This window comes from Streptomyces sp. NPDC005574 (assembly GCF_040605435.1).
Lineage (GTDB): Bacteria > Actinomycetota > Actinomycetes > Streptomycetales > Streptomycetaceae > Streptomyces.
In genome coordinates, this window is the sequence record NZ_JBEXCW010000011.1 from 65,705 (window position 1) to 81,570 (window position 15,866).

Sequence of the window (15,866 nt, forward strand, 5' to 3'; positions counted from 1 at the left end):
ACACTATGCGGTCCCTGTGGGTGACCGCGGACGGGACCGCAACGGTTCGGCTACAGGCTGCCTGACCTGGCCGTCCACCGCGGGATCGCTCCGGCACCGGTGATTGCCTTCCGCCCCGGCGGGAACCCGGTCGCACTATGCACGAACTACTGCTGCGAGCACTTCCCGGAACGCGCGGAAAGGTGCTGCTGACCGGATGGTTCAGCTTCCCGCACGGCGAGGCGACCGCCGGGGACGTACTGGCCCTGGAGCGGGTCAGCGACGTGCTCGGGCAGGCCGGCATCACCCATGACGTCGCCTGGAGCGCCGAGTTCCGGCCCGAGGCCCTCCACCTCGACGACGTGCGGCCCGAGGACTACTCCCACCTCGTCTTCGTGTGCGGTCCGCTGCACGGGGAGCAGATCGAGCACCTGCACCGGCGGTTCGCCCACTGCGTGCGGATCGCGGTCGGTACGTCCGTCATCGCGCCCGGCGGCCCCGCCGTGACCGGCTTCCACCGCGTCCTGGCCCACGACGCCTCGGACATCGAACCGGGCCGGGACCTGGCGACGCGGGCACCCGCGGCTCCGCCCCTACCGGTCGTCGGCGTCGTCCTCACGCACGACCGGCACGAGCCCGGCCAGCGGCGACGGCCCGACCGGGTCGCCGGGGAGGTCACCGCCTGGCTGGCCGGGAAGGACTGCGCCCGCCTGGAGCTCGACACCCGCCTCGACAGCCGCGACTGGCGCCGGTGCGCGACGCCCGCCCAGTTCGAGTCCGTGCTCACGCGCCTGGACCTCGTCGTCACGGACCGGCTGGACGGGTTGGTCCTGGCGCTGCGCGCGGGCGTCCCGGTGCTGGCCGTCGATCCGGTTCCGTCCGGAGCGAAGCTGGCCGCGCAGGCTCGGGCCTGCGACTGGCCCGCGCTGGTGCCCGCGGAACGCCTGGACGTGCGCGAGCTGGACCGCTGGTGGCACTGGTGCCTGACCACCGGCCCGGTCATCGCCCGGCAGATGGCCGCCGAGTTCCGCGAGGGAGTCGTCCGGGACGGCGCCGACCGGCTGGTGGAGACGCTGTGGACACGTCTTGAGGACCGGGCGGGGTAGGTGCGGGGGTGGCTTGGCGGGACGCCGGTTGCACCAAGGGGTGTTGGGGGTTCCGTGCCCGCACGGCGGTGCCAAGTCTGCTACGCGCGCGACCATTAGTGATGGACAGTCAGTCACGACGGTGCAGTGTCGCCGTCGCCGTCACGCCGAACCTCCGCGGGTCCCTCCACGGTGCGGGCTCCCCGCTCCACGCGCGGGGGCAGCGGGCGGCGGGCGTGCGAGGCGGTGGCAGGCGGGCCACGGCCTCGCGCAGGGCGCGGCGGGCGGACGGGTCGTGGCGGGCGTCGGCGGCCAGGGCGCGGGTGCGAGCCAGGGCGTACGGCAGCGGGCGACGCGGCCACGCGGTGAACGGTTCTCGCCCTTCCCTCTCCGAGCCGGTCGCCGGATGGCCACGGTCCCCTGGGTGCCGCATCGCCTCAAACAGGTGAAGGCCACGCAATGAGGGCATATGACGATCAGTCACCTTCTGTGACGGTGGTGGGGGACTGTTCATCGGCGCAGCATCCGCGCCGCGTCGCCTTCGCGTGAACAACCCCGTGGAGGTCTCGTGCGCCCGCTGGGGCCCGGCGAACCCCGTGAGCTCTCGCGCGGGCGGGGATCCGGGGGACCGCGATGATCTTGCGGCAACCCGTAACCCGCCGGACGGTCCGCGGTTGGTAGCCATGGGGTCCTGCTGACGGTGTCCGGTCCCCTGCACTCAGGTCGCCGGGGCGTCGACAGATCGACTCGACGCTCGCGGGGATACGTATTCGGGGGTGGACGAGGTCGCGAGGACCCCTCGTCCGTGGACAGCGGGAGGACGGGAACGGTGGCCGTGGCCGAGTCTGCGCCCGGAGGAAGCTACGAGGCGATGGGCGTGTTCCGCGCCGAGTCTGCGCCCGGAGGGCCCTGCGAGGCGGTGGGCGTGACCCGCGGCCCTGCGGGCGCGCACCCCGCACACCGAGGAAGCCCGTGCCCCACGCGCGAGGGGGTCGGGAGGCGGCAGACGACGCGTGAGCCGGCGGCCCGCACCTACGCGGGCGCCCTGCCGATCGTGCCGGTCCGGGCGCGCGGTCTGACCATCGAGGGCGCGGACGGCCGCCGGTACCTGGACTGCGCCTCCGGCGCGGGCGCCCTGGCACTCGGCCACAACCACCCCGTGGTCCTCGGCGCGATCCGCGAGGTCCTCGACTCGGGCGCACCCCTGCTCGTCCCCGACCTGACGACACCCGTGCGGGACGCCTTCACCGAGGAACTGTTCCGCACCCTGCCGCCGGGCCTCGCCGACCGCGCCCGCGTGCGGTTCTGCGGACCGGCCGGCGAGGACGCGATGGAGGCGGCGTTCCGTCTCGTACGCACCGCGACCGGGCGCGCCGAGATCCTCGGCGCCCTCGACCTCACCTCCCGCCGGGACGGGACCGGTCTCGGCCATCCCGTGCCGCGCCTGCCGCTCCCCGCCGGAGCGGTCCTCGACCCCGTCCACAGGGAGGGCGCGGTGCTTCCCGCCTCCGACGACTGGACGCGGCGCGTGCGCGGACTCACGGCCGCCCGGTCCGTACCGCTGATCGCGGACGAGTCCATGACCGGGGTCGGGCGGACGGGCGCCTTCTGGGCGGTGGACCACAGCGGAGTCACCCCCGACGTGATGGTCCTCTCCCACGCCATCGGCGGCAGCCTCCCCCTCGCCGTACTGGTCTACCGCGAGGATCTCGACGTACGGCGATCCGACGGCCGCAGCGACACGTTCCCCGGCAACCAGCTCGCCATGGCCGCGGGCACCGCCACCCTCGCCCACGTCCGCCGCCACCAACTCGCTCGCCGGGCGGCGACCCTCGGCGACCGCCTGCTCGCCCAACTGCGCTCCCTCCCGGCCCGGTTCCCGTGCGTCCGGGACGTCCGGGGGCGCGGCCTGATGATCGGCGTCGAGCTGATGGACCCGGATGTCGCACGGGCGGACCACGAAGTCGCGCTCGCGGGCGCCGAAGCCGCACCGGTCGGTCCCGAAGTCGCGCCGGGGGAGCGGGAAGTGGCCCCCGTGGACGCGGCAGGGACGCGGGCGCCGGATCACTCACCCGGCTCCGGGCCGGCCGCGTCCGCTCTGGCCACCGCCGTCCAGCGTGAGTGCCTGCGCCGCGGCCTGATCGTCGACGTCGGCGGCCCGCACGCGAATGTCGTACGACTGCTGCCGCCGCTGACCATCAGCGACGAACAGGCCGCCGCCGTACTCGACCGTCTCACCGACGCGGTCGAGGAGGTGGCCCGCCGGCCCACCCGCGGCGGCCGGACGCCTCCACCGCACCGACGGCCCCGGCGGCACGGCGACCCGGCCGAGCGCGCGGGGTGAGCCCGAGGCGAGCCGCGCGACCGCCCGCCGACCCGCCCGCGGCCGCACCGCGCCCGGAGCTGACATCCGCCGGTGAGTTCCGTCTCCCCACCGAGTTCGAGCCTGCCTGGCCTGCCGCAGTGGTTCTTCACCAGCGTCAACACAAGCCGCCGTCAACGCACTTGACTCGATTCGAGTTCACGCACCCAGCCCAGCCCAGCTCAACCCGAGGACCTCGACCTTGAACGCCACCTCCCCTTCCGACGGCCGCACCCTCGGGCCGCTGCCACGTCTGTCCGACGCGACGGATCCCCGACAGCGAACCTCCACGGGGGACAGGGCCTCGGACGCAGGTCCGGTCTCGGACGTGGGTCCGGCTTCGGATGCGGGTCCGGCTTCGGACGCCGGTCCGGCTTCGGACGCCGGTCCGGCTTCGGACGTGGGTCCGGTGAAGGGATCGGGCGCTCCCGAGTACCAGGAGTCCCTCGTGTCCCTGCCGCACGACCACCCCGACCCGTTGGAGCACCCCGACCCCCTCGCCGCCGCCGAAGCCGCCACCGTGGAGAACCTGCTGCGCTGCTGGGTGCGCGAGGCCGACCTCCGAGACCCTGCCGGCGGTCCCCTCCGCATCCCGCTCCCCGCCAGCGGCACCGCCCTGCTCGTCCCCGTCCGCCACTGGTCCCCGACCGGATGGCACCGCTTCGGCCGCCCCCTCCTGGCAGGCGCCCCGGACCACTCCCCGCCCGCCGACGCCGTCACGATCGCCGCACTCCTCGCCAGAGAGGCGTCCGCGACCCCGCGCCCGGCGGACCCGCACCTGCCGACCCCTCGCGCGAAGGCCCCCGCGCAGGCCCCCGCCGCCAAGGCCCCTGCCGCGGAGGCCGCCCGCCCGGAGGCACCGTGCCCGGCGAACCCCCACTCAGGAGCATCCCGCCCGTCCCACGCGACCGCGGCGACCGACAGCGCCGACCTGGTCGCACGGGTCGCCGACTCCCGCCGCCGTACCGCCATGTTCATCAGCGCCTGCCGGATGCGCCCCGCCGGTGACCCCGACCTCTTCCTCGCCGCCGAGCAGGCACTCGTTCTCGGACATCCCCTGCACCCCGCCCCCAAGAGCCGCGAGGGCCTCTCCGAGTCCGAGGCACCGCTCTACTCACCCGAGTTGTACGGCTCCTTCGTCCCGCACTGGCTGGCCGTCGCCCCCGCCCTCCTCGCCACCGACTCGGCCTGGACCGAACGCGGGCGCCCGCTCGCCGCACCCCTGCTGACCGCACGCCTCGCGGACACCTCGCTGCCCCTGCCCGACGGCTACGCCGCCCTGCCGGCCCACCCCTGGCAACTGCGCGAGGTCCGCCAACGCGCCTCGGTGGCGGGCCTGTTCGACGCCGGACTGCTCCGCGACCTCGGCCCACAGGGCCCCGCCTGGTACCCCACCTCCTCCGTACGCACCGTCCACAGGTCCGGCGCCGCGGCCATGCTCAAGCTGTCGCTGGGACTGCGCATCACCAACTCCCGCCGCGAGAACCTCCGCAAGGAACTGCACCGGGGCGTCGAAGTGCACCGGCTCCTGCGCGGCGGCCTGTCCAGGCGGTGGCAGGCCGCGCATCCGGGGTTCGACATCGTGCGCGACCCGGCGTGGGTCGCTGTGGACGCCCCCGACGGCACCCCCGTGCAGGGACTCGACGCGGTGATCCGCCACAACCCGTTCAGCCCGTCCACGGACGTCTCCTGCGTCGCCGGACTCGTCTCACCCCGCCCGCTTGCCCGATCCGGTGCGGCAGGAGGGCACGCCGAGCCGGACCGGCCGGCTTCACGGTCCCGCCTGGCGCAGCTCGTCCACCGCCTCGCCGGCCGCACCGGCCGCCCGGCCGGGGCCGTCGCCGCCGAGTGGTTCCTGCGCTACCTGGAGCAGGTCGTCCGCCCGGTGCTGTGGCTGGACGCGGAAGCCGGCATCGCGCTGGAAGCCCACCAGCAGAACACCCTGGTGCTCCTGGATCCCGCCGGCTGGCCCAGGGGCGGCCGCTACCGCGACAACCAGGGCTACTACTTCCGCCAGTCCCGGCGCGCGGAACTGGACGCCCTGCTGCCCGGCATCGGCGAGCACAGCGACACGTTCGTGCCCGACGACGTGACCGACGAGCGCTTCGCCTACTACCTCGGCATCAACAACGTCCTCGGACTCATCGGCGCGTTCGGCTCCCAACGCCTGGCCGACGAACACCTGCTGCTGGCCGCGTTCCGGCGCTTCCTCACCGACATCGCCCGCGGCCCCGCCCGGCCGCGCACCACACTCCCCGCCCGACTGCTCGACGCCCCGGTCCTGCGCTGCAAGGCGAACCTGCTGACCCGCCTGCACGGCCTCGACGAGCTCGTCGGCCCGGTCGACACCCAGTCCGTCTACGTCACCATCGCCAACCCACTCGCCGTCTGACCGTCCCCGGCCTGCCACCTGATCCACCCGCGACCGGCTGCGGGACCCCGCCCCTCCCGCGCACCGCGGAACACGAACCACCCGTACTCCTGAAAGGAGCGTCGCCGTGCCTCCCAACGACGCGAGCACCGGCACCGTCCCCCTCACCCACGACGCCGACGCCGACACCGTCACCGGTGAGGACCCCACCGCACCCGGTGGCGGCGCGGGCAGCGACAGCGAGGACACCCTCGACCTGCGGCTGCCGGACGAACTGCTCGCGCTCATCGAGCAGGGCCGACTCGACCCGGACGGACCGGCGAGCCGCCCCGGAGAGGCGGCGGCGTCACCCGCCGCCGCGTCCACCGCCGACGACCTGCTCGACGGCGTGGCCGGCTGGGGGCCGACCGGCACGCCCGCGGGTGTCTTCCAGCTGGTCCCCGTACGCCTCGAACGGGACCTCGCCCTCATCAGCCGGTGGATGAACGACCCCGCGGTGGCCGCCTTCTGGGACCTGGCCGGCCCCGAGTCCGCGGCGGAACGCCATGTCCGGGAACAGGTCGACGGGGACGGCCGCAGCGTCCCGTGCGTCGGCATGCTGGCCGGCACCCCGATGAGCTACTGGGAGATCTACCGCGCCGACCTCGACCCGCTCGCCCGCCACTACCCCGCCCGGCCCCACGACACCGGCGTCCACCTCCTCATCGGCGGGGTCGCGGACCGGGGGCGCGGACTCGGCGGCACCCTTCTGAGAGCCGTCGCCGACCTCGTCCTCGACCGACGGCCCGCCTGCGCCCGCGTCGTCGCGGAGCCCGACCTTCGCAACGTCCCCTCTGTCGCCTCCTTCCTCAGCGCCGGGTTCCGCTTCTCCGCCGAGATCGACCTGCCCGCCAAACGGGCCGCCCTCGTGATCCGGGACCGGTCGTTGCGCCGGGTGTTGTAGGACCGCGCGTACCGCGTGCGGGACCCCGGCCCCCGACGCACTCCCGTTCTCCCCGAAGAGTCGTCCGAACCCGAGCCGTACGCGATCCGAACCCGACCCGTACCCGAGCCCGACCCGCACCCGCACCCGATGCGACCTCGGCTCGATCCCGGTCCGAAGCCGATGCGAATCGAACCGGTCCCTTTCGGACTCTCCCCTCCAGCGAATGATCCATAGTGATCCGCGACCGAAGGGCACCCGGTCTTGATCCATTCCCTGGCCGTCCCCGTGATCACCCGTTTGTCAGTGCCGGGCCGTAGGGTGGTCGGGCTATGACGAAGCCCTCACTCCCTGAACTCCTGCACGCTGCCGTCACTGCCGTCGGCGGTACGGAGCGCCCCGGCCAGGTGACCATGGCCGAAGCCGTCGCCGAGGCGATCGACGACGGTGCCCACCTGCTGGTGCAGGCCGGCACCGGTACCGGAAAGTCACTCGGCTACCTGGTGCCGGCCCTCGCACACGGGGAGCGGGTGGTCGTGGCGACCGCCACCCTGGCGCTGCAACGCCAGCTCGTGGAGCGGGACCTGCCCCGCACGGTCGACGCACTGCACCCGCTGCTGCGCCGCCGCCCGGAGTTCGCGATGCTCAAGGGCAGGTCGAACTACCTGTGTCTGCACCGCCTGCACGAGGGCGTCCCGCAGGAAGAGGAGGAAGGGCTCTTCGACCAGTTCGAGGCGGCCGCCCCCACCAGCAAACTGGGCCAGGACCTGCTGCGCCTGCGCGACTGGTCGGACGGCACGGAGAACGGCGACCGCGACGACCTCACCCCGGGCGTCTCCGACCGTGCGTGGGCCCAGGTGTCGGTCTCGTCGCGGGAGTGCCTGGGCGCCTCCAAATGCGCGTACGGCGCCGAATGCTTCGCGGAGATGGCCCGTGAGCGGGCCAAGCTCGCCGAGGTCGTCGTCACCAACCACGCGCTGCTCGCGATCGACGCCATCGAGGGCGCGCCGGTGCTCCCGCAGCACGAGGTGCTGATCGTCGACGAGGCGCACGAACTGGTGTCGCGGGTCACCGGAGTGGCCACGGGCGAACTCACCCCCGGCCAGGTCAACCGCGCCGTGCGGCGCGCCGCACGACTCGTGAACGAGAAGGCCGCGGACCAGTTGCAGACCGCCGCCGAGGGCTTCGAGCGGCTGATGGAACTGGCGCTCCCCGGCCGCCTGGAGGAGGTCCCGGAGGACCTCGGCTACGCCCTCATGGCGCTGCGCGACGCCGCGCGCACGGTCATCTCCGCGATCGGCGCGACCCGCGACAAGTCCGTCCAGGACGAGGACGCGGTCCGCAAGCAGGCACTCGCCTCCGTCGAGAGCGTGCACGACGTGGCGGAGCGCATCACGAACGGCTCCGAGTGGGACGTCGTCTGGTACGAACGGCACGACCGCTTCGGCGCCTCCCTGCGCGTGGCCCCCATGTCGGTGTCGGGCCTGCTGCGGGAGAAGCTGTTCACGGACCGCTCCGTGGTCCTGACCTCGGCGACCCTCAAGCTGGGCGGCGACTTCAACGGCGTGGGCGCCTCCCTCGGCCTCGCCCCCGAGGGCACCCAGGGAGACGACCTGCCGCAGTGGAAGGGCGTGGACGTCGGATCCCCGTTCGACTACCCCAAACAGGGCATCCTGTACGTCGCGAAGCACCTGGCGCGGCCCGCTCGCGACGGAGACCGCGGGGACATGCTCGACGAGCTGACGGAGCTGATCCAGGCGGCCGGCGGCCGCACGCTGGGGCTCTTCTCCTCGATGCGGGCCGCCCAGCTCGCCGCGGAGGAACTGCGCACGCGCATTCCGGAGTTCCCGATCCTGCTCCAGGGCGAGGAGACCCTCGGCGAGCTGATCAAGAACTTCGCGGCCGATCCGAGGACCTGCCTGTTCGGCACGCTGTCGCTGTGGCAGGGCGTCGACGTCCCCGGTCCCAGCTGTCAGCTGGTGGTCATGGACAAGATCCCGTTCCCGCGTCCGGACGACCCCCTGATGAGCGCCCGCCAGAAGGCCGTGGAGGACGCCGGGGGCAACGGCTTCATGGCGGTCGCCGCCACCCACGCCGCTCTGCTCATGGCCCAGGGCGCCGGCCGTCTCGTCCGGGCGACGGGGGACCGGGGTGTGGTCGCGGTGCTGGACCAGCGGCTGGCCACGGCCCGGTACGGCAGCTACCTGAAGGCGTCCCTGCCCGACTTCTGGTACACCACGGACCGCAACCAGGTCCGCAGGTCGCTGACCGCGATCGACGCCGTGGCGAAGAAGACCGAAGAAGCGGCAGCGAAGAAGGCGGACGAAGCCGCAGCGGGCAAGGCGGACGAAGCCGTGGCGGGCAAGGCGGAAGAAACCGACGCGGAGTGACCGCGGAAGGCCGGGCGATCGCAGGTCGCTCCTCCGGCCCCGAGGTCGCCCGGTTCCTGATCCAATGCTTCCGCCCCCGGAGCCCTCGGGCCCAACCGCACGCGGACAGCGCAGGGCCCCGGAACCGGCGCAGGGGTCCCGGGGCCCGGTCAGAGGGCGGGGGGCCGCTCGGGCCCGCCCGCCGTAGCCGTCACACGCGCCGCAGTACCGCCACCACCTTGCCGAGGATGGTGGCGTCGTCACCCGGGATGGGCTCGTACGCCGAGTTGTGCGGGAGGAGCCAGACGTGGCCGTCCTCGCGCTTGAAGCGCTTGACGGTGGCTTCGCCGTCGAGCATCGCGGCGACGATGTCGCCGTTCTCGGCGACCGGCTGACGGCGCACCGTGACCCAGTCGCCGTCACAGATCGCCGCCTCGATCATCGAGTCACCGACGACCTTCAGCACGAACAACTCGCCGTCGCCGACCAACTGCCGGGGCAGGGGGAAGACGTCCTCGACCGATTCCTCGGCCAGGATCGGGCCACCGGCGGCGATGCGGCCGACCAGCGGAACGTACGACGCGGCCGGCTTGCCCGCGGTGTCGGTGGGCTGCACCGACGCCGCCTGGTCCGAGCCACGCACCTCGTAGGCGCGCGGCCGGTGCGGGTCACGGCGCAGGAAGCCCTTGCGCTCCAGTGCCATCAACTGGTGTGCGACCGACGAGGTGCTGGACAGGCCGACCGCCTGACCGATCTCGCGCATCGACGGCGGGTACCCGCGCCGCTGCACGGAATCCCTGATGACCTCGATCACCCGGCGTTGCCTGTCCGTGAGTCCGGAGCTGTCCGCCCGGATGCCTGGAGGTCGCCCTGGCAGGGAGCGCTTGTGTACCTCAGGATTCGCGGCTTCGTTCATCGCATGCACCGGCTCGAGTCGGCCCTGGGAGCGGTCCTGGGCAGTGATGGTGGCACTGTCTGCGGTGGTGGTCACGTCGGCCCCTCTCGATGGTCTCCCTGCTGGACAACGGTAGTAGCTTTCGAAAGGTTGCGCCAAACACACGTTCGAGTGAAAAACCGTGAAGTGTCTGACTTGATCACGTGTCTGGGTGTATAGCTACCGCGGTGCCTGGCGGGCGAAGAGGTCCATCGCTGTACTCTTCACCGCCGGGGCGACGACCTCGTGGGGTGCTGCCTCAGTCTGCCATCCGGCATCCCGTCGACCGCGAACCGACCCCCGCTCGCGCGGGAGTCCCACGCGACCTCCTTGCGGCGCCCACGGTATCTCCGCACGCGCCGCAGCGGTACGGCTGCGGCGCGTGCGTGTCTTCGAAAGGGGTGCGCCCCTGCGGCAACCCGCCTCCCACGCGCGACACGCCTTCACCGCCTGGATGTATGAGCCAATCCCCACATCTAGTGGTTGGATTGCGGCAGCGGCCCAGAAGTTGTGGTCCCTCGGGTCTCCGAGTCCCTGGCGATCGCCTATGCTTGGGGCTGCTTCGGGGGGCCCGAGGGGCCTTTCGAGGTTGTTGAGTCTGCTGTGAGGAGGGTTGGAAGCTCATGCACTGCCCCTTCTGCAGGCACCCCGACAGCCGCGTGGTCGACAGTCGTACGACCGACGACGGCACGTCGATCCGCAGGCGCCGCCAGTGCCCTGACTGCTCCCGTCGTTTCACGACCGTGGAGACGTGCTCGCTCATGGTGGTGAAGCGGTCCGGAGTCACGGAGCCCTTCAGCCGTACCAAGGTCATCAACGGCGTGCGCAAGGCATGCCAGGGACGACCTGTCACCGAGGACGCCCTCGCCCAGCTCGGCCAGCGGGTCGAGGAGGCGGTGCGGGCCACCGGGAGCGCCGAGCTGACCACCCACGACGTGGGGCTGGCCATACTCGGCCCGTTGCAGGAGCTGGACCTCGTCGCCTACCTGCGGTTCGCGTCCGTCTACCGGGCGTTCGACTCGCTGGAGGACTTCGCGGCCGCGATCGAGGAACTCAGGGAACAGACGGGGCCGCCCGCCGCGGACGACGAGGACCGCGAGGGCACCGCCGGCGGCAAGGGCGCCGCCACGGGGAGCCCCGGTGAGGACCGCGGGTCCGGAGGGACCGCACAGGTCCCCGAACCCGCCCACGCCGCCGACTGACCGGCGGGCCGGTACCGGGCGGCGACCCGGGAACCGGCCGGACGGCGGCGACAGATCTGTCGCGGGCGGCAGCGCGTCAATGCCCGCGACACCAGACAGAACAACGTGCCACGGGAACATCAGGGCACTTCAGGGCGTTTTCGCCCGTACAGGGAGGCGGCATGACAGAGACGGCGAGTGGTCCGGCACGGAGTTCCCGCGCCAAGGGCACCAAGGCGAGCAAGGGACTGCGTATCGAGCGCATCCACACCACTCCCGGCGTACACCCGTACGACGAGGTCGCGTGGGAGCGCCGTGACGTCGTCATGACCAACTGGCGCGACGGCTCGGTCAACTTCGAGCAGCGCGGCGTGGAGTTCCCCGACTTCTGGTCGGTGAACGCGGTCAACATCGTCACCAGCAAGTACTTCCGGGGCGCCGTGGGCACCCCGCAGCGCGAGGTGAGCCTCAGGCAGCTCATCGACCGCATCGTGAAGACGTACCGGAAGGCCGGCGAGGACCACAGGTACTTCACCTCGCCCGCCGACGCCGAGATCTTCGAGCACGAGCTGGCGTACGCCCTCCTGCACCAGATCTTCAGCTTCAACAGCCCCGTCTGGTTCAACGTCGGCACCCCGCAGCCCCAGCAGGTCTCCGCCTGTTTCATCCTGTCCGTCGACGACTCCATGGAGTCGATCCTCGACTGGTACAAGGAAGAGGGCATGATCTTCAAGGGCGGCTCCGGCGCCGGCCTGAACCTCTCCCGCATCCGCTCCTCCAAGGAACTGCTGTCCTCCGGCGGCAACGCCTCGGGTCCGGTGTCCTTCATGCGCGGTGCCGACGCCTCCGCGGGCACCATCAAGTCCGGTGGCGCCACCCGCCGTGCCGCCAAGATGGTCATCCTCGACGTCGACCACCCCGACATCGAGGACTTCATCCAGACCAAGGTGAAGGAAGAGGAGAAGATCCGCGCCCTGCGCGACGCGGGCTTCGACATGGACCTGGGCGGCGACGACATCACGTCCGTCCAGTACCAGAACGCCAACAACTCGGTCCGCGTGAACGACGCGTTCATGAAGGCCGTCGAGACGGGCGCGAAGTTCGGCCTCACCTCGCGCATGACCGGCGAGGTCATCGAGGAGGTCGACGCCAAGTCGCTCTTCCGCAAGATGGCCGAGGCCGCGTGGGCCTGCGCCGACCCGGGCATCCAGTACGACGACACGATCAATAACTGGCACACGTGCCCGGAGTCCGGCCGGATCAACGGCTCGAACCCGTGCAGCGAGTACATGCACCTGGACAACACGTCCTGCAACCTCGCCTCGCTGAACCTGATGAAGTTCCTCAAGGACGACGGCAAGGGCCACCAGTCCTTCGAGGTCGAGCGCTTCGCCAAGGTCGTCGAGCTGGTCATCACGGCGATGGACATCTCGATCTGCTTCGCGGACTTCCCGACCCAGAAGATCGGTGAGAACACCCGCGCCTTCCGCCAGCTCGGCATCGGCTACGCCAACCTCGGCGCCCTGCTGATGGCGACCGGCCACGCGTACGACTCCGACGGCGGCCGCGCCCTCGCCGGGTCCATCACCTCCCTGATGACCGGCACCTCGTACCGCCGCTCCGCCGAACTCGCCGCGGTCGTCGGCGCGTACGACGGGTACGCCCGCAACGCGCAGCCGCACCTGCGTGTCATGAAGCAGCACGCCGACGAGAACACGAAGGCCGTCCGCGTGGACGACCTGGACACGCCGATCTGGGCCGCCGCCACGGAGGCCTGGCAGGACGTCCTGCACCTCGGCGAGAAGAACGGTTTCCGCAACGCGCAGGCGTCGGTCATCGCCCCGACCGGCACCATCGGTCTCGCGATGTCCTGCGACACCACCGGCCTCGAACCCGACCTCGCCCTGGTCAAGTTCAAGAAGCTGGTCGGCGGCGGCTCGATGCAGATCGTCAACGGCACCGTCCCGCAGGCTCTGCGCCGTCTGGGTTACCAGGAGGAGCAGATCGAGGCGGTCGTCGCGCACATCGCCGAGAACGGCAACGTCGTGGACGCCCCGGGTCTCAAGCCGGAGCACTACGAGGTCTTCGACTGCGCCATGGGCGAGCGCTCCATCTCCGCGATGGGCCACGTCCGCATGATGGCCGCGATCCAGCCGTGGATCTCCGGCGCCCTCTCCAAGACGGTCAACCTGCCGGAGACGGCGACCGTCGAGGACGTCGAGGAGGTCTACTTCGAGGCCTGGAAGATGGGCGTCAAGGCGCTCGCGATCTACCGCGACAACTGCAAGGTCGGCCAGCCGCTGTCCGCCAAGACCAAGGACAAGGGCACGGCCGAGAAGGACGCCGTCACGGCCAAGGCCGAGGCGACCATCCGCGAGACGGTCGAGAAGGTCGTCGAGTACCGCCCGGTCCGCAAGCGCCTCCCCAAGGGCCGGCCCGGCATCACGACGTCGTTCACGGTCGGCGGCGCCGAGGGCTACATGACGGCCAACTCCTACCCGGACGACGGTCTCGGCGAGGTCTTCCTGAAGATGTCCAAGCAGGGCTCGACGCTCGCGGGCATGATGGACGCCTTCTCGATCGCCGTCTCGGTCGGTCTGCAGTACGGCGTCCCGCTGGAGACGTACGTCTCGAAGTTCACGAACATGCGCTTCGAGCCCGCCGGCATGACGGACGACCCGGACGTGCGGATGGCCCAGTCGATCGTCGACTACATCTTCCGCCGCCTGGCGCTCGACTTCCTGCCCTTCGAGACGCGCTCCGCGCTCGGCATCCACTCCGCCGAGGAGCGTCAGCGCCACCTGGAGACCGGCTCCTACGAGCAGTCCATCGACGACGAGGTCGACGTCGAGGGGCTGGCCCAGTCGGCGCCGCGTACCCAGGAGCTGAAGGCCGTCGCCACCCCGAAGGCCGAGATCGAGGCGGTCAAGCCCGTCCCGCAGCAGGCGCACACCAGCGCCGAGCTGGTGGAGATGCAGCTGGGCATCCAGGCCGACGCCCCGCTGTGCTTCTCCTGCGGTACGAAGATGCAGCGAGCCGGTTCCTGCTACATCTGCGAGGGCTGCGGCTCGACCAGCGGCTGCAGCTGACCCGGCAGGGACCCGTCCCCGTCTGACTGACACGCCCTGAGACGAGGGGCGCCGGTGACCCACCGGCGCCCCTCGTCGGCGTACAGGCCCCTCACGGCGCAGGCATACCGTCGAACCCGTAGCCGGCGTGCGTGGCACCTCGCGTGCGTACGACGCGCCCCGCACGGCTGGCGCTCAGGGCCGGGGCGCCTGTCCCATGGTCCGCGTGAAGGTCGCGGGGTCGTCGTCGGAGCCGTGGATACCGGGATGGAAGTCCCAGGTGCCCGCACCCTCGCGCACGAACTCGCCGATCGTCGTCGCCGTAGATCCGAGGACACTGCCGAAATCGTCCTCGGCGAGCACGGTGTATCCCTCGCGGATGCGCAGTCCGGGGTTGATCACCCCGACGAACGTGCGGTGCGCCGAGCGCTGCTGGATGACTACGCCGACCACCACGCGCGCGTAGCGGGCGTCCAGCCGGTCGAGCTCCAGCGTCATGACCTCGTCCCAGCCGAAGCCCTTGCCGTCCTTGCTGTCGCGGTTGAGATAGATGGTGCCGTCGGGGGAGCGGCTGTCGAAGTGGACGACATAGTCCGGATCGCCGTACGGGTCGCTCGCCAGGTAGGTCGCGGCGACGATGTCCAGATCCGTGGGCGGCTGCCCTGTCGGACTCGGGTCCCATTTGACCGACACCTCGACCTTACGGATCCCCTTGTTGATGCCCTGCACCATGCGTTTCCCTTCCCCGTCTCCCCAGGTGCCCCCTCGGCACCGAACTGCCGGGCGGGCAAGGCCGGTTGTCCATCCTGCCACGCGCGCACCCGGGCGTGCGGAAGAGCTGTCCGCCGGAGAGTGACCGGCGCCACGCTCCCTGGCCTTACCATGGCGCGGTGCTGGTCAAGTGGATTCGCTGCACCGTGGTGGACCGCCGCGGCTTCGAGCGCGGGCAGCGAAAATGGGCGGGGCTTCTGGGGGAGCCGGGGTTCAGGGGACAGGGCGGAGGCTGGAGCCGGGTGCGGCCGGGCGTGGCGCACGTCTTCGCGTTCTGGGAGAGCCGTGCCTTCTACGACTCCTTCATGGCCCGTTCCCACGACCGGCTGGCCACGGCGCAGTCCGGCACGTTCAAGGACGCCCAGGTCAAACTGTTCGACTACCGCTTCGACGTGAAGACCGGCTTCGAGCCGCGCTTCACCGACGCCGACCTGGTCAGGGTCGCCCACTGCCGGGTGCACGAGGAGCGCGCGGAGCACTTCACACTGATGCAGGAGAAGGTCTGGAACCCCGCCATGGCCGGTTCGCCGGGCATGATCCGCGGACTGTTCGGCGAGGCACCGGGCAGCGAGTTCATGGTGCTGTCCATGTGGCGGTCCGCCGCCGAACACGGCAAGTACCGCGTGGAGCGCCTGGAGCGGCTCGCCCTGCGCGCGCAGACGGAGACCGACGTCGCGGCCCTCACGGGCGACATAGTCGAGCTGGAACCGAGCTGGATCGTCTGACGTCCGGACCCGGTCCTCGGGCTCCCCGCTGTGGCGAAGAGCGCGGACGGCGTGTGACGTACGCCGTATGGAGCCCGTACGAGTGCTCGGCGGGCCGCT

10 protein-coding genes are annotated in these 15,866 nt (G+C 71.6%); 8 read left to right on the forward strand and 2 right to left on the reverse strand.

Annotation, left to right across the window (positions count from 1 at the left end; all coding sequences use genetic code 11):
* Positions 1 to 137: 137 nt before the first annotated feature.
* The 5 genes from ABZT03_RS10640 (at position 138) to ABZT03_RS10660 (ending at position 9,109) form a co-directional block, all read left to right on the forward strand.
* Positions 138 to 1,085, forward strand: coding sequence for a polysaccharide pyruvyl transferase family protein (locus tag ABZT03_RS10640; protein ID WP_356036448.1), 948 nt, complete (start codon positions 138 to 140; stop codon positions 1,083 to 1,085).
* A gap of 850 nt (positions 1,086 to 1,935) precedes the next feature.
* On the forward strand, positions 1,936 to 3,408 hold the full coding sequence (locus tag ABZT03_RS10645) for an aminotransferase class III-fold pyridoxal phosphate-dependent enzyme (RefSeq protein WP_356036646.1): 1,473 nt from the start codon (positions 1,936 to 1,938) through the stop codon (positions 3,406 to 3,408).
* Between the two features lie 466 nt (positions 3,409 to 3,874).
* On the forward strand, positions 3,875 to 5,818 hold the full coding sequence (locus ABZT03_RS10650) for an IucA/IucC family protein (RefSeq protein WP_356036450.1): 1,944 nt from the start codon (positions 3,875 to 3,877) through the stop codon (positions 5,816 to 5,818).
* A gap of 106 nt (positions 5,819 to 5,924) precedes the next feature.
* Complete coding sequence (locus tag ABZT03_RS10655) at positions 5,925 to 6,740, forward strand: GNAT family N-acetyltransferase (RefSeq protein WP_356036452.1); 816 nt, start codon at positions 5,925 to 5,927, stop codon at positions 6,738 to 6,740.
* A 311-nt stretch (positions 6,741 to 7,051) separates the two neighbouring features.
* Positions 7,052 to 9,109: an ATP-dependent DNA helicase gene (locus ABZT03_RS10660; RefSeq protein WP_356036454.1), complete on the forward strand. Its 2,058-nt coding sequence runs from the start codon at positions 7,052 to 7,054 to the stop codon at positions 9,107 to 9,109.
* 190 nt (positions 9,110 to 9,299) lie between these two features.
* On the opposite strand, the gene lexA is transcribed toward ABZT03_RS10660, so the two are convergent.
* The gene (gene lexA, locus ABZT03_RS10665; RefSeq protein ID WP_356036456.1) at positions 9,300 to 10,079 is read right to left on the reverse strand and encodes a transcriptional repressor LexA; all 780 of its coding nucleotides are present in this window, start codon (positions 10,077 to 10,079) and stop codon (positions 9,300 to 9,302) included.
* A 566-nt stretch (positions 10,080 to 10,645) separates the two neighbouring features.
* On the opposite strand from lexA, the gene nrdR reads away from it, so the two are divergent.
* Both nrdR and ABZT03_RS10675 read left to right on the forward strand, forming a co-directional pair.
* Entirely contained in the window at positions 10,646 to 11,224 is a 579-nt protein-coding gene (nrdR, locus tag ABZT03_RS10670) for a transcriptional regulator NrdR (RefSeq protein WP_356036458.1), read from the forward strand.
* Between the two features lie 161 nt (positions 11,225 to 11,385).
* Entirely contained in the window at positions 11,386 to 14,292 is a 2,907-nt protein-coding gene (locus ABZT03_RS10675) for a vitamin B12-dependent ribonucleotide reductase (RefSeq protein WP_356036460.1), read from the forward strand.
* Between the two features lie 174 nt (positions 14,293 to 14,466).
* Here the strand turns inward: ABZT03_RS10675 and ABZT03_RS10680 are convergent, their stop codons facing one another.
* On the reverse strand, positions 14,467 to 15,000 hold the full coding sequence (locus ABZT03_RS10680; RefSeq protein ID WP_356036649.1) for a TerD family protein: 534 nt from the start codon (positions 14,998 to 15,000) through the stop codon (positions 14,467 to 14,469).
* Between the two features lie 161 nt (positions 15,001 to 15,161).
* Here ABZT03_RS10680 and ABZT03_RS10685 point away from each other — a divergent pair, with 161 nt between their 5' ends.
* Positions 15,162 to 15,767: a YdbC family protein gene (locus ABZT03_RS10685; RefSeq protein WP_356036462.1), complete on the forward strand. Its 606-nt coding sequence runs from the start codon at positions 15,162 to 15,164 to the stop codon at positions 15,765 to 15,767.
* Positions 15,768 to 15,866: the final 99 nt, after the last annotated feature.

What these genes read in the sequence shown, in the direction of transcription:
- ABZT03_RS10640 (WP_356036448.1), top strand. Translation starts at nt 138, where the DNA reads ATGCACGAACTACTGCTGCGAGCACTTCCCGGAACGCGCGGAAAGGTG.
- ABZT03_RS10645 (WP_356036646.1), top strand. Translation starts at nt 1,936, where the DNA reads ATGGGCGTGTTCCGCGCCGAGTCTGCGCCCGGAGGGCCCTGCGAGGCG.
- ABZT03_RS10660 (WP_356036454.1), top strand. Translation starts at nt 7,052, where the DNA reads ATGACGAAGCCCTCACTCCCTGAACTCCTGCACGCTGCCGTCACTGCC.
- nrdR (WP_356036458.1), top strand. Translation starts at nt 10,646, where the DNA reads ATGCACTGCCCCTTCTGCAGGCACCCCGACAGCCGCGTGGTCGACAGT.
- ABZT03_RS10675 (WP_356036460.1), top strand. Translation starts at nt 11,386, where the DNA reads ATGACAGAGACGGCGAGTGGTCCGGCACGGAGTTCCCGCGCCAAGGGC.